Below are 13,280 nucleotides of genomic sequence, written 5' to 3' on the forward strand. Positions count from 1 at the left end.
GGCAACGTCTTCGGCGGCGACCAACGCGACTAATACAAAGAATTTATACAATACTGCGGCAAAAACACGCGACAGCTTGTCAGGCGTTGATTTAAGCACAGAAGCGGCTCAACTTCTGCGTTATCAGCAGGCTTATAATGCTTCTGCAAAGATATTGCAGACGGCTCAAACCACGATGCAAGCTATTCTTGAACTGTTCTAGGAAGGGTTAGACTAATGACTACGATGTTTGGTATTAATTCTTCTATCAGTAGCATGCAGGCTACCAATAGTCAGTTAGCCGATTATCAAAATCAGATTTCTACTCAGAAAAAAATACAGCAACCTTCTGATGACCCCGTTGCATCCCAACAGATAGATACCTTGCGACGTAATTTAAGCGGGAATACGGCTTATCAGAAGAATATCAAGACGGCGACTGCCGTTTCTGATCAGTCCAATGCGGCTTTATCCGATATTTCAACGCAGCTTAGTTCCATTCAGAATAAACTACAGCAGGCGATGAATGGCACAAATTCATCATCTACTCGTGATATTTTAGCTAAGGAAGTCAGCAGTGCGACTGATCAGATCAACAGCTATAAAACAACGACCGACACAAATGGGAATGCTCTTTTCCCAACGGACAGTAGCCAGCTAATTTCTTATCCGGTTGGTGATAATCGGTCTGTTGCCGCAACCCTTACCCAGACACAGGTCTTCAATTTTACAGCCAGCAGTGGCAGCAATTCAGGGTCATCTGTTGACTTATCGACCTTATTAGAAAAAACGCAAACTGCTATTAAAAATAACGATTCATCGGCGATGGGTGATGCCCTTAACCAGATACAAGATGCTATCAGCCATATGTCTGATGCGCAGGGACAACAGAGCGTTCTTGCAACCCAGATTAGCGATCAGGATAATCGCCTTTCTGACCAAGCGGTCACTCTAAAATCGACAAAATCTTCTTATGAAGAAATCGATTACGCAGAAGTTTATGCAAAATTTACAGCGAGTGAAACCCAACAAAATGCAGAATGGGCGGCTTTGGCTCGTGTAACTAGCTCTAGCCTTTTTGATAAACTTGGATGACATCCTGATTAAGTAATTTTGAATCATTGATAAAAATATCGGTTTAAAAATACAGCCTTTTGCTAGGAATATTTTAATATCTATGACCTTAAAATATTCTGAATAGGCTGTATTTACTTGCCGCCCTGTCTTTGTGAAAAGACAGCTTAAATATTTGATAATTATAAATCGGGAATAGAAATAACCCGAGGGAAAGGTTTTTCATGTTTGCGGCAATCGGCTTTACCATCTTGCTGGTCATGGTATTCGGTGGCTTTGCTATTACGGGTGGCCATCTGGGGCCAGTGTTGGAAGCTATTCCGCATGAATTGATTGTTATTGGTGGCGCTTCGGTTGGTAGTGTTGTTGCCGGTAACTCGATGCTTGAATTGAAACTTTTGCTAGGCGGGTTTAAATCCGTTTTTAAGGGTCCTAAATTCAACAAAGAAGATTATCAAAATACGATTTTTCTTGTCGGAAAGCTGATGCGCACCCTTCGGACAGAAGGCCCTGTGGCATTAGAAAGCCATGTTGAAAACCCTGAATCCAGTGCTTTTTTTGCAGAATATCCGAAGTTATTGACGGATAAAACCTTGGTTAGTCTTATCACTGATACGCTAAGACTGGTTGTGGTTTCTTCGGGGACGCTTGATCCGAATGCTGTTGAAGATGTGATTGATAATACAATCAAGACCCATCATAGCGAGACCTCTCTACCAGCTGATATTCTTCAAAATCTGTCAGAGGCTTTGCCAGCTTTTGGTATTGTTGCCGCTGTTTTGGGTGTGGTTAAAACCATGGGTTCCATTGATCAGCCACCGCCTATTCTTGGGGCGATGATTGGTTCAGCCTTGGTCGGAACCTTCCTTGGTGTGTTACTTGCTTACGGTATTGTTGCCCCTATGGCGAACCGTTGCCGCGCCGTGATTGACTCAGATGCTCATATTTATCAGGTCATTAAGCAGATGATTATTTCATCTATGCAAGGGCATCCTCTTCCTCTGGTTATTGAAGCGGCGCGCTCGGATATTCCAGAAGAGAATAAACCAGAATTTGCCGAAATATTTGATGGAATGCGTGGGCGTTAAGCCTTGAATTCCGAGTTGATAACAAAACATTAAATCCGAAGGCAAAAGACGGTGGCAAGAAAAAGCAACAGAAATGAGCCAGAGATACGCCCCATTATCGTCAAAAAGATTATTGACGAAGGTCATGGCGGTCACCATGGCGGTGCGTGGAAGGTCGCTTATGCCGACTTTGTGACGGCCATGATGGCCTTCTTTTTGTTGTTATGGCTGCTGGGTGCTACCAATGAAAAAGAACGCAAAGGTATTGCCGATTACTTTAATCCGTCTTTGACACCAGAAAGTGCGGCTGGATCAGATGGAGGAATGGGTTTCTTGAAGGGTGATTCCATTACGGCACCTCAAGATATGCCAACCCATTCGAAATTAGCGCCTAATGGACAAAAGCTGATTGCGAAAAATCCTGATGTGATTGCGCAAGCAAAAGAGATCATTAAACAAAATGATCGGCAGCGTTTTGAAAAACTGCGTGAAATGCTTGAAGAGCATATGAAAAAAGACCCAAGCCTTGCTCGATTACAACAAAGTGTTCGTCTTGTTGAAACGCGCGAAGGCTTGCGTATTGATCTTGTTGACCAGTCTGATTTTGCGATGTTTACCCTTGGCACGGAAAATATGGTTCCTGCCGCGCAGAAACTTATTGCCGAAGTCGCGCGGGTTATCAAAGATGTCCCGAATATGATTATTGTTCGGGGACATACCGATGCTCTACCCTATGCATCGGGTCAAAATGTCAATAACTGGACTTTATCGGCAGCACGAGCGGATGCAACCCGTCGCGGTCTTATTGCTGGTGGGGTTGATTTGAACCGTTTCGACCGGATTGAAGGGGTTGCTGACCGTGAACCTTATGTCCCCGAGAATCGGATGGATCCACGAAACCGTCGTATGTCTATTACGCTTAGCTGGCTTAATAGTGATGATGCCCGTAATCATCCTGTTTCACCAACTTCTGGTCATTCCGACCCGACACCTGAAGAGCATAAGGCCGTTGCCAAAATAAACGCGCCTTCTGATAAAAAAGTCTCGAAATAAAGCCTGTAATTCCGTTTTAGAGAAAGTCTTGTCATTGAGAGAGATGTCGTATTTTGAAGACTCCCCCTCTCAATAAGGCGCTATCTTGATGTCTATTTTCCCGTATAAAAATATTGGGCGATAGTGGGTTTTTATTGATAAGAGTAAGATAACCACAATTTTACAGCCGCGATATAAAAGAAGACGATAAAATTTTTTTGGCTTTGGTGTCGCCTGTGGCGATACCTCTGAACGGCTTTAACCTATTAAAAAATATCGGCTTGATACGTGACGAGCTTTGTAGTGCTAGAGATCGGAAGAGATATACCCTTTTCGATTGGAAGGAAGCAGGATAACAAGAGAGATGCCCCGAAAAAGCAGTTTTTCCTGCAATCTGTCGCTATCATTCCTTTGTCAGAGAGAAAAAAGGTGTCAGAGAGAAAACGACGGAGCATTGTTATAGGGATATCCATCAGAATATCGGCACCACAATAATCAGAGACCTCGCCACTAGTTCGCTCAAAAGCTAAGGCAGCCTTGACCCATCGGAACGGGCGTGGTTTTTGCTCGTAAAGCCACTGTGGCTTCGACCAAGGTCTTTCTTATACATCCCCTTTTGTGCGAGCCGCTTGACTACGGGTGCGAATGATCGTGTTATCTATCAATAGGGTGTCAGTATTATATCCATCATGCCAAGGTTCAAGAAGAGTATCCCAAATACCTTATTCTGCTCATCTCTTGAATCGAACATAGACCGAATTCTATTTTCCATGGCGTTATACATGTCTCGCCACGAATAACCTGTTTCAAGGATATAAGGCGTATCATTGAAGAATACCGATTACTTTTTTTAGGACGCGCAGAGACCGCGCTCGCTCGAAGGAAGAATCTCTATTATCTTTCACTCCGCCTGCGTCATATCTCGACACATTCCATCTGATCTATAGAAATTTTATTTTAAATTATTCTTTTAAATCTTAATTTATATCCTTTTTTAACAAATCCTAGCCATTCTATGGCTGCCGCAAAAAACGAGAAGAAAGAAGGGCAATTTTCAGAAAAACTATTCTTAGAAAAGATTACCCTGCCTTCTTGAGAACTTTACTGACAGCAACCGCCAAATCCTGAATAGAAAACGGCTTGGGTAAAAAGGCAACATGCTCAAGGCTGATCGAGCGCCTTAATTGTTCTTCCGCATATCCCGAAATAAATAGAACAGGTAAATCCGATTGGATTTTGCGGGCTTCGCTGCCCAAACGGGGCCCATCCATACCCGGCATAACGACATCAGAAATCAGCAGGTCAATTTCAGGATTTTTCCTTAGGATAGACAGAGCTTCTTCGCCATTTTCTGCCGTTAAGACTTCATAGCCCTGCCGCACTAATCCAAAACTGGCAACGTTACGGACAGTTTCTTCATCTTCGACTAACAGTATTTTACCGCTTCCCCAGACCATAGAGGGAGTTGGGGTATCTTGTTGCGAGATTTCTTTTTGAGGTAATTCGCCTTCGTAAATAGGCAGATAAATCGTAAAACAGGTACCAACCCCTAATTCGGAATCGGCAAAGATAAAGCCGCCGGATTGTCTTACAATGCCATAAACAGTTGCCAGACCTAATCCGGTTCCTTTGCCGACCTCTTTCGTCGTGAAAAAAGGTTCGAATATTTTGTTCAAAATTTCGGGAGGAATACCGCTTCCCGTATCCGATATGGCCAAGGCAGTATAATCAGCAGGGGGAATAGCATGATGCCTTTTCCGAGAAGATTCCTCAGCTAATACGCGGTATGTTTGAATAGTGAGATGCCGTTCTTCGCGACTATCCAGCATGGCATCACGCGCATTCACCGCCAGATTAACAATAACCTGTTCTAATTGTCCTGGATCGGCTCTGACTAAGCCCAAATTGCGACCATGCTTGACGGTCAGCAAGATTTTTTCACCCAACAACCGTTTCAAAAGATTGGAAATCTCTGAGATAACGTCAGGGAGTTGCAATATTTGAGGGCGCATTGTCTGCTGGCGGGAAAAGGCCAATAATTGTCGGGTTAAAGCGGCTGCCCGATTGCTGTTATGCCTGATCTGTTGAATATCATCATAGTCACTATCGCCTGGGACATGACGCATACGCATTACATCACAATAGCCGATAATAGCCGTCAAAATATTATTGAAATCATGCGCCACACCACCTGCCAACTGGCCGATAGCCTGCATTCGGGTGGTTTGCGCCATTTGTTGCTTGATTTCATTTTCGCTGGCGGATTCTTGCAAACTTATCATCAAGGCAGATTCACCTAGATGGCGGATACCGGTTAGCGTTAGAATAACCGTTTCTTCTGGCTTGGCGATCAATCTGACAGAAATTTCACCCGAAAGGACACGTCCCGCAGAATAACGCCGAACCGCATCGGCAACGGCGGCTTTATCCTCTTGCACGACCCAATCGCTTGGATACATGACGAATTGTCGGAGCGACATTCCTGTAATGCGGGACATCGGCGGGTTCATCAATAGGACTTGGCCATCTGCCCCGATAATAGCCAAATTATAAGGTAAAACAGGGAGTAATCGTCCGATAATATCGAGATAATCTTGTCCTGTTTGATCGCTATTTTGAACCTCGTCCAGTAATAAGATCAGATTAAATTCGGCATAATGCTGACCTTTGAGATGCCTCTTGGAGGCATTCGAGGTGATATCTATTTTAACAAAATGAACAGGATGGTCTTTTTCGCCTGCATTTTTAAAGAAAAACTGCCCATGACGATTAACCTGAAAAAAAGATAAAAAGTCAGCACCTTTTATATCGCTGTCGATCTGCCCAGTGCTTCTGAAATTAAAGACAGGATTAGTCAGAACAATCCGGCCTTTTTCGTCCAATAAAACGGCCATTATACCGGCTTCTGCAAAAAGTCGTCCTAAATGGCCTTCGACTAAAGCCGATATAGTCTCGCCTTCAGGAATGGGATGTTGTGACTGAATGCGCCATATAAGATAATTATGATGGATACCCGCCCTGCGGATTGAAAGCGTATAAATCCGTTGGTCATGAGATTGCCATGTCAAATTGGCACCACCGTTACGCCAAACGAGACGCAAGGCTTTATCGAGCGACTGCCGCGTTTCTGGAGGTAGGTCAAATTGATCCGGTAAAAGCAGAGAGGGAAAAGATTGATTATAAGCGGCATTTGAAGCCAGCATTTGTCCAGAGCGATCGCTAATAGCGACGGCGGCCGTATCACTATCAATAATGGCATGAAGTAAGGCCAGATCTGGTAGCTGGGAAGCTGAATGAATATTATGTGAAATAAAGATTTTTTTTCGAGAAAACAGAATAAAAAAAGTAATCCCGAAATAAGCCGCCAACGATAAAAATAAAAGGCGCAAGTCCCCAATAACCCATCCAAAAAGAAAAAAAGATAAAAAGGAAAGGATTAAAAAGGCTATAAAGAGCCATCTGGATGCAGGAATGTTTTTAATTCCAGCCAAATAAGAAAATATGGCAGATTTCATACATATTTCATCGCTGAACAAATAAAAAAGGTCAATCAAATCACTTTATAGAAAAAGAAAATATAGAGTGCATTTTATTTATTAAGAATGGGTTGTTTTTACCAATTCCACGCTATTTTTTCTCGGACGCAAAAATATGGCCGATAGAATAGTTTAGGTGAGTAGGCCGGAAAGGCTAGATAAAAAAAGCCTGTCCGATTGCATTTGAAAAATGCCGTTACGGACAGGCTATAGATTCGGAATTCGGAGGAATCGCGAATTATCCCCCGATATCTAAGAATTTTTTACGCCGCATTGACCGCAAAGCATCACGATCCATCGGTTTTAAGAAAGCTAATTCTTGAAGCAACGCCATTTTAAGAGCGTCAATCGCGGTTTTGGAGTCACGATGAGCGCCGCCGACTGGCTCGAGAACGATACGATCGACAATACCAAGGCCATAAAGGTCAGTAGCTGTCAGCTTCATAGCTGTTGCCGCATCACTGGCCTTCCCTGCATCGCGCCATAGAATAGAAGCACAGCCTTCTGGAGAAATGACAGAATAAACCGCATGTTCAAACATCAAAAGGCGATTAGCGGCAGCGATAGCGATAGCACCACCAGACCCACCTTCACCAACGATAACAGAAATCAGAGGCACAGCTAGAGACAAACAGGTTTCTGTTGAACGGGCAATGGCTTCTGCCTGCCCCCGTTCTTCGGCATCAATTCCCGGGAATGCCCCCGATGTATCTACCAGAGTGATAACGGGCAAACCAAAACGATCCGCTAGCTTCATTAAGCGGATAGCTTTACGGTAGCCTTCAGGACGAGCCATGCCGAAGTTATGTTTAAGACGGCTGGCCGTATCATTGCCTTTTTCTTGGCCAATAATCATCACCCGCTGCCCATCTATACGGGCAAGCCCCCCAATGATGGCCTCATCCTCACCAAAAAGGCGATCACCGGCCAAGGGAATAAACTCTTCACACAAAGCCGAGATGTAATCATGGAAATGAGGCCGTTCGGGATGGCGGGCGACCTGTGTTTTTTGCCAAGGCGTCAGATGTGCGTATGTATCACGCAGCAGTTTTTGCACCTTGACCTCGAGATCAGATATCTCACGGTCAAGATCCATTTCATCCGAAGTAGCTTTGCGAAGTTCAGCGATGCGTGTCTGTAACTCAGCTACGGGCTTTTCAAAGTCGAGATAAGAAACCATTATTGCTCGGTTAGGCTGCGTTTACAGGAACGTCAACGAGTGGATGACGTGAATTGACTAATTCAACCAATTTTTGGCTATCAACATGGGTATAAATCTGGGTAGTCGATATATCCGCATGGCCTAATAAAAGCTGCAAGACTCGCAAATCTGCTCCCCCTTCGAGTAAATGTGTTGCAAAAGCATGCCGTAAGACATGTGGACTCACTCTTTCGCGTGGTAAATCAGCTTCGACAGCCAATTCTTTGATAAGCTGGTAAAGTCTGATCCGGCTAATATGCCCCTTTCCTGAAGGAAAAAGCCATAGGCTTTTTTCAGGCACATGCACCAGCCACGCGGCGACCGCATCCGTTGCCCTATCTGATATCGGCACCAGACGTTCACGACCACCCTTTCCTTTCAAAATTAAAAAGGGCTGTTTGCGGATAAACGCCTGTTTCGGCAAAGAAACCAGTTCACTGGCTCTTAAACCCGAACCATATAATAACTCGACCAAGGCTATCAGCCGTAAAGTCGATGGGGTTGCCGCGCGCTCGTAACGTTGTTGCAAGGTAATAAATAACCGTTCAACCTCGGCCGTTGTCAGAATTTTGGGCAAATTCCGAGAAATACCAGCATGAGGTAAAGAAGATGACGGATCATCTGTTCTCATGCCTTCTTCTAACAAAAAACGATAAAAATGCTTTAACGCTGCCGATTTTCTGGCAACCGTATTACGGGCATAATCAGACCAAACAACCCCTAAACTGGAAAGATCATCTGTATCGGCTTTGACAAGACCATTTTTAAGCTGTTGCGAAGCCAGTCTTAGATCGCTGCCATACGCCATAAGCGTGTTCGGAGAAGAGCCGGATTCCGCTGCCATCATTTCAAGGAAACGGAGAATAAGGCTTTCATCTTCGATCCGCGCTTCATTTTCAGATTTTTCTGACATTAGCCCATTCTTAAAATAAAATAGAGATTAAAGGCTATCTTTTATGTGCGGCTCATCATTTCAACCGCCATCATCCGCGCTTCATTTTCAAGGCCGACTTTTTTCATCGCTTTTAACATATGATAAAAAGTCGAAGGGGCGACCGACCGCCATGAACGATTTTGCATACCGATCGCGACAAGTAAAGCGACTGTTGCTGGAGCATGCGACGAAGCGGCCTTATCAAGGGCTTTGACCCAAGAATTTTCGTCATGCAAAAAATTATCATAATGGATTTGAAACCACCAGCTTTCTTCCTCCTCAATCCGATCGAGGCCTGCCAAAGCAGCCACAGCCATACGACCGCGCCAAGGGTCACTTTGGTTGCTTTGCTCGATAAAATGCCGGATATGATTACGGCTTAAATCCATGACTTTATCAGGCGATCCCAGAGCCAATAATATCCATGCAGGGTCGCTCTGCTCTTTATCCATGTCTTTTACAACCGATGCCCATCGGGTAGCAGCCTGATCAAAACCAGCAGAAAACATAGCGCCTAGTAAATCGGGAATAATGTCACGATAACGTTTATTGGGGGTGATATAGCTAGCGGCGCGTGCGGTGAGAATCATCCCCGCATAACGCTCATCTGCATCATCGCCATTGCGTATCAAACTCTCAATCGCTTTGACGCGGCTCATCTCATCCCTATTGATATAAGCCTGTTTCAAATTGGGAATATCATCATTTATAACAAGATCATTATTATCATGTTCATTGTCACTGGCAGACAGAGATGAGTAAAAATCGACAAGAGCCGAATTTGAAAAAACGCCAAGGACAGCAGCTTTTCTAATAGCAGTCACCCTTGATCTTGGCGGAATCATCGTTGATCGTGCAAGGAAAGCCCAATAGGCGGGATTAAGACTACCATAAAGATAGTCAGGTAACAAAAGGCCAGCAGCAGTCGCCATGCCAAAACGCCATGGTGTTAAGTGACCAACTTCACCCCGATTGATATGAATCGTATGATTGTCGTGGCTACCTGCAAGAGCAAGCTTTTGCGCCAATTTTCGGTCTGTCTGATCACCTTTATAATTGGCACGGCTGAATAGCCAGCTAGAGACAGCATCATCACCACCCAACCCCGCACATAAAGCACGCACTAAGGTTTCATTGGCGTCTTTTATTTCAGTATCAGCAAAATAAGGCAGTAAAGGACAAAGTCCGGCGGGGTCAGCCGTCGCTAAAACCGTTTTAACGGTGGCGTCTAGTAAAAGAGCATCAGGAGCCAGCCCTGACTTTTGGATAAGCGCTCTTGCCGCATCAGCCTCCCCTAATTGCAACAGCAGATTTGCCCTTGCGGCAATCCAGCCTTGGGGCGAGACATCCCTTGGTAACCCTGCTTTTAAGATCAAAGCCCGCCGCAGCATGATTTCTGCCCAGCGTGAGGCCAAAGGCGTATCCACATGTTGCATCAGGCTAGTAAGATAACGACCAGAGGGGTTATTTCCCCAGCCATCTCTTAAAGTACCAGCCTTTGCCCCGCTGATAAGGCCGCTATTCTGCCAAAAAAGATAATTTCCGTCTTTTTTTTCGGTTTTTTCTTTTTTTTCTATCCTAATAGGATGTTTTAAAGCATGAACCGAATAAGAATGAGCAGATGGTGTTTGACTCTGTCCGAAACAAACGCCACTGCTCATTATTCCAGTGAACATGCCAAAAGATAGGAAGAATACCCATTGCCGCCAATAACGACCTGTGAAGGGCTTCCGTCTGTCTTTAGCCAAATTGTGACAAACAGTTTTAGCGAGCAAGCACGTCATTACCGACGTCTTTTTCGATAGAACGAATCGGGGCTTCAAAATGCATGAAGCCAAGGCTGAAAAAGCCAACGATCACAATAAATATGATTCCTAACAGGAAAGCGCGTAAAATTGACATACCCATCCTCAAAAGTCAGCCGATTTTGCTCATTTATTCATTAACCTAGATAATTGTGTAATCTCATTTCTTTCGTGTATAGCGTCTTGGCCATGCTGCAAAGCCCTTCTTCTCCATATCCGCGCACAATTACCTTGATCGGTATGATGGGCGTTGGCAAGTCTACTATTGGTCGTCGTCTGGCCAGCCAGCTTAACATGCCTTTTTCAGATTCCGATCTGGAAATCGAAGAAGCTGCCGGACAATCCATAACAGAGATATTTGCCCGCTACGGTGAAAACTATTTTCGTAATGGTGAACGCCGTGTCATTTCACGCCTTATTGCTGGCAAACCCAAAGTCTTGGCTGTGGGCGGCGGCGCCTTTATGGATGAAGAAACACGGAAACTGGTTCTTGAAAAAACATTGGCGATTTGGGTCAAAGCCGATATTGATACTTTGGCCGAAAGGGTCACAAAACAGGCTGATCGACCTTTGTTAATCGGACATGATGTCCGCACCCGTTTGCAGGAACTGGCCGATATCCGCGACTCTTTTTATGCAATGGCACCTTTACATGTCTGGACTGGGGCACAGCCCCATGAAGAAATAGTGGATGCAATTATAATGGCGTTACCGCGATGAGCAGTGAAGTTTCAAAAACCGTCACCGTGCCGATTGATCTTGGCAATCACAGCTATAAAATCGACATTGGTGCAGGCCTTTATCAGCAGGCTGTCTCTATTTTGACCCCTTATGTCCGTAATCGGCGTTTTATTGTCATTACGGATGAAAATGTTGCCCGCTGTCAGCTACCTGAGTTTGAAAAGTCCTTTCATCAGGCAGGTATTACGATAGATTCTATTATCTTGCCAGCCGGTGAAGCCACTAAAAGTTGGCACCATCTGGCCGAACTTTGCGATCAGCTTATCCGGCGTGGCGTTGAACGGCGGGATGCTATCATTGCTTTGGGTGGTGGCGTGATCGGTGATCTGGTCGGATTTGCTGCCGCTATTTTGAAAAGAGGCTGCCAATTTATTCAGATACCCACCAGCCTTTTGGCGCAGGTGGATTCTTCAGTTGGTGGAAAAACGGCGATCAATTGCGAAGCCGGAAAAAACCTGATTGGAGCCTTCCATCAGCCTGTTTTTGTGTTGATTGATCCTGATGCCCTTCAAACATTGCCTGTTCGGCAGCTTCGTGCTGGCTATGGCGAGATTATCAAATACGGTCTTATTGATGATCCCGATTTCTTTTCTTGGTGTGAAGAGCATGGTGCGGCTCTGATCGAAGGCGATAAAGCCAGCCGTCTGTATGCGATTGAACATAGCATCCGTGCCAAAGCTCTTATTGTTGCTGATGACGAAAAAGAAATCAGCGGGAAACGCGCTCTTTTAAATTTGGGTCATACTTTCGGTCATGCGTTAGAAGCAGATACCGGATTTTCTGATAAATTATTCCATGGTGAAGCGGTTGCAGCAGGTTCTGCTCTGGCCTTTGGTTTTTCCTATGTCAAAAATCTGGCATCTAGAGAAGATGTCCAGCGGATTATTAAGCATTTGAGAGAAACAGGTCTTCCCGCCAGTCTTGAAGAAGCCGGTGTTAAAGCATCCGGTAAAGAATTGGTTGCCCATATGATGCATGACAAAAAAATGGAAGCTGGCCGCCTGCCCTTCCTTTTGGCAAGGGGCATCGGGAAAACCTTCCTAGATAAAGAAGTTGATCTTGAAGAGGTTGCTGCCTTTTTGGATAGCCCATTGGCACGTAAAGGCGTGATTTAATCCTATATTATTTTTTGAAATGAAGGCCGCCCTGAGATTTTCTCACGGGCGGTCTTTTTTATTCATATTCCGAGATTGACCTAGCCAGAAAAAGACAGCGGTCACCAACCATCCCGCAATCATCAAAGACCCACCTATCGGGGCTATATGCGCGACGATTTTGGGTGCATCCAAGGCAAGGCTATAAAGAGAGGATGAAAAAAGAAAGGCACCGATCAAGAGAAGAAGGCTTGGTAATTTATGGGGCATTTTTATTCTGATAGCCAGCACGGCGACAGCATGGATTAACTGGAAATCAGCCCCCGTTTTTGCCCATAAAGCGGCCTGATCATGGAATAGATGCGCACCGGCAGCACCAAAAGCGACGGCGATGGCCGCTGAGAAGGCGGCGAAAGCAGAGATATAGTCACGTTTCATAAAAGGCTTTACTCCTGACAAAGTTAAATTCAGGCGGGCAAAGCCTCTGTCTTTGCGACCAGAGCGGCTTCAAAGGCAGCAATAACCGTTTCAAACGGCAAACAGATGGCTCCATGGCGACCTTTATGAGGGCGGGCTGCCGATAAAGTCATTAAGCTAGGCCAGCTTGTGATATCTTCGATTTCTCCAGCAAGATATGCCTTTAATTGCCGAAGGGTTTCTTTTAATTCCGGCAAAGAACGCCCTATAATGTCCTGCCCCATTAAAGCAGCCGAAGCCTGTCCCAAGGCGCAGGCTGAAATTTCTAACCCTATTTCCGTGATATGCAGGTTACCATCAAGGCAGATATCACAGGCCATTTGACTACCACAAATAGGCG

The 13,280-nt window shown here is 45.0% G+C and carries 13 protein-coding genes; 6 read left to right on the forward strand and 7 right to left on the reverse strand.

Annotated features, from left to right (window positions below):
* The 4 genes from LDL18_RS04495 to LDL18_RS04510 all read left to right on the forward strand — a co-directional run.
* Nucleotides 1-202 (forward strand): flagellar basal body rod C-terminal domain-containing protein (locus LDL18_RS04495; RefSeq protein ID WP_296507191.1); only part of this gene is annotated, 202 nt, incomplete at its 5' end.
* 14 nt (nucleotides 203-216) lie between these two features.
* Nucleotides 217-1,074, forward strand: a complete 858-nt coding sequence (locus LDL18_RS04500; protein WP_296507193.1) for a flagellin — start codon at nucleotides 217-219, stop codon at nucleotides 1,072-1,074.
* A 203-nt stretch (nucleotides 1,075-1,277) separates the two neighbouring features.
* A complete protein-coding gene (gene motA, locus LDL18_RS04505; RefSeq protein ID WP_011240504.1) occupies nucleotides 1,278-2,141 on the forward strand; it encodes a flagellar motor stator protein MotA in 864 nt (287 codons plus the stop codon).
* A 51-nt stretch (nucleotides 2,142-2,192) separates the two neighbouring features.
* The gene (locus LDL18_RS04510; RefSeq protein ID WP_296507196.1) at nucleotides 2,193-3,173 is read left to right on the forward strand and encodes a flagellar motor protein MotB; all 981 of its coding nucleotides are present in this window, start codon (nucleotides 2,193-2,195) and stop codon (nucleotides 3,171-3,173) included.
* Nucleotides 3,174-4,231: 1,058 nt separating this feature from the next.
* On the opposite strand, the gene LDL18_RS04515 is transcribed toward LDL18_RS04510, so the two are convergent.
* The 5 genes from LDL18_RS04515 to LDL18_RS04535 form a co-directional block, all read right to left on the reverse strand.
* Entirely contained in the window at nucleotides 4,232-6,541 is a 2,310-nt protein-coding gene (locus LDL18_RS04515; protein WP_296507198.1) for a response regulator, read from the reverse strand.
* 385 nt (nucleotides 6,542-6,926) lie between these two features.
* On the reverse strand, nucleotides 6,927-7,868 hold the full coding sequence (locus LDL18_RS04520; protein ID WP_296507200.1) for an acetyl-CoA carboxylase carboxyltransferase subunit alpha: 942 nt from the start codon (nucleotides 7,866-7,868) through the stop codon (nucleotides 6,927-6,929).
* Between the two features lie 10 nt (nucleotides 7,869-7,878).
* A complete protein-coding gene (locus LDL18_RS04525) occupies nucleotides 7,879-8,802 on the reverse strand; it encodes a tyrosine recombinase (protein WP_296507202.1) in 924 nt (307 codons plus the stop codon).
* Nucleotides 8,803-8,843: 41 nt separating this feature from the next.
* Nucleotides 8,844-10,484, reverse strand: coding sequence for a hypothetical protein (locus LDL18_RS04530; RefSeq protein ID WP_365974729.1), 1,641 nt, complete (start codon nucleotides 10,482-10,484; stop codon nucleotides 8,844-8,846).
* A gap of 103 nt (nucleotides 10,485-10,587) precedes the next feature.
* Nucleotides 10,588-10,725, reverse strand: coding sequence for a hypothetical protein (locus tag LDL18_RS04535; protein WP_011240498.1), 138 nt, complete (start codon nucleotides 10,723-10,725; stop codon nucleotides 10,588-10,590).
* 92 nt (nucleotides 10,726-10,817) lie between these two features.
* On the opposite strand from LDL18_RS04535, the gene LDL18_RS04540 reads away from it, so the two are divergent.
* Together LDL18_RS04540 and aroB are read left to right on the forward strand one after the other, a co-directional pair.
* Complete coding sequence (locus LDL18_RS04540; protein WP_296507206.1) at nucleotides 10,818-11,348, forward strand: shikimate kinase; 531 nt, start codon at nucleotides 10,818-10,820, stop codon at nucleotides 11,346-11,348.
* Entirely contained in the window at nucleotides 11,345-12,484 is a 1,140-nt protein-coding gene (gene aroB, locus LDL18_RS04545; RefSeq protein WP_296507209.1) for a 3-dehydroquinate synthase, read from the forward strand. The genes LDL18_RS04540 and aroB overlap by 4 nt, the downstream gene beginning before the upstream one ends.
* A gap of 42 nt (nucleotides 12,485-12,526) precedes the next feature.
* On the opposite strand, the gene LDL18_RS04550 is transcribed toward aroB, so the two are convergent.
* Nucleotides 12,527-12,901, reverse strand: coding sequence for a DUF423 domain-containing protein (locus LDL18_RS04550; protein ID WP_296507210.1), 375 nt, complete (start codon nucleotides 12,899-12,901; stop codon nucleotides 12,527-12,529).
* A gap of 29 nt (nucleotides 12,902-12,930) precedes the next feature.
* A partial coding sequence (locus tag LDL18_RS04555) for an iron-sulfur cluster assembly scaffold protein (protein ID WP_296507212.1) occupies nucleotides 12,931-13,280 on the reverse strand: 350 nt, incomplete at its 5' end.

This window comes from Zymomonas sp. (assembly GCF_020216885.1).
GTDB lineage: Bacteria > Pseudomonadota > Alphaproteobacteria > Sphingomonadales > Sphingomonadaceae > Zymomonas.

Bases quoted from the DNA above. Each gene is read 5' to 3' on its own strand.
- LDL18_RS04500 (WP_296507193.1), top strand. From the start codon at position 217: ATGACTACGATGTTTGGTATTAATTCTTCTATCAGTAGCATGCAGGCT.
- motA (WP_011240504.1), top strand. From the start codon at position 1,278: ATGTTTGCGGCAATCGGCTTTACCATCTTGCTGGTCATGGTATTCGGT.
- LDL18_RS04520 (WP_296507200.1), bottom strand. From the start codon at position 7,868: ATGGTTTCTTATCTCGACTTTGAAAAGCCCGTAGCTGAGTTACAGACA.
- LDL18_RS04525 (WP_296507202.1), bottom strand. From the start codon at position 8,802: ATGTCAGAAAAATCTGAAAATGAAGCGCGGATCGAAGATGAAAGCCTT.
- LDL18_RS04530 (WP_365974729.1), bottom strand. From the start codon at position 10,484: ATGAGCAGTGGCGTTTGTTTCGGACAGAGTCAAACACCATCTGCTCAT.
- LDL18_RS04535 (WP_011240498.1), bottom strand. From the start codon at position 10,725: ATGTCAATTTTACGCGCTTTCCTGTTAGGAATCATATTTATTGTGATC.
- LDL18_RS04540 (WP_296507206.1), top strand. From the start codon at position 10,818: ATGCTGCAAAGCCCTTCTTCTCCATATCCGCGCACAATTACCTTGATC.
- aroB (WP_296507209.1), top strand. From the start codon at position 11,345: ATGAGCAGTGAAGTTTCAAAAACCGTCACCGTGCCGATTGATCTTGGC.
- LDL18_RS04550 (WP_296507210.1), bottom strand. From the start codon at position 12,901: ATGAAACGTGACTATATCTCTGCTTTCGCCGCCTTCTCAGCGGCCATC.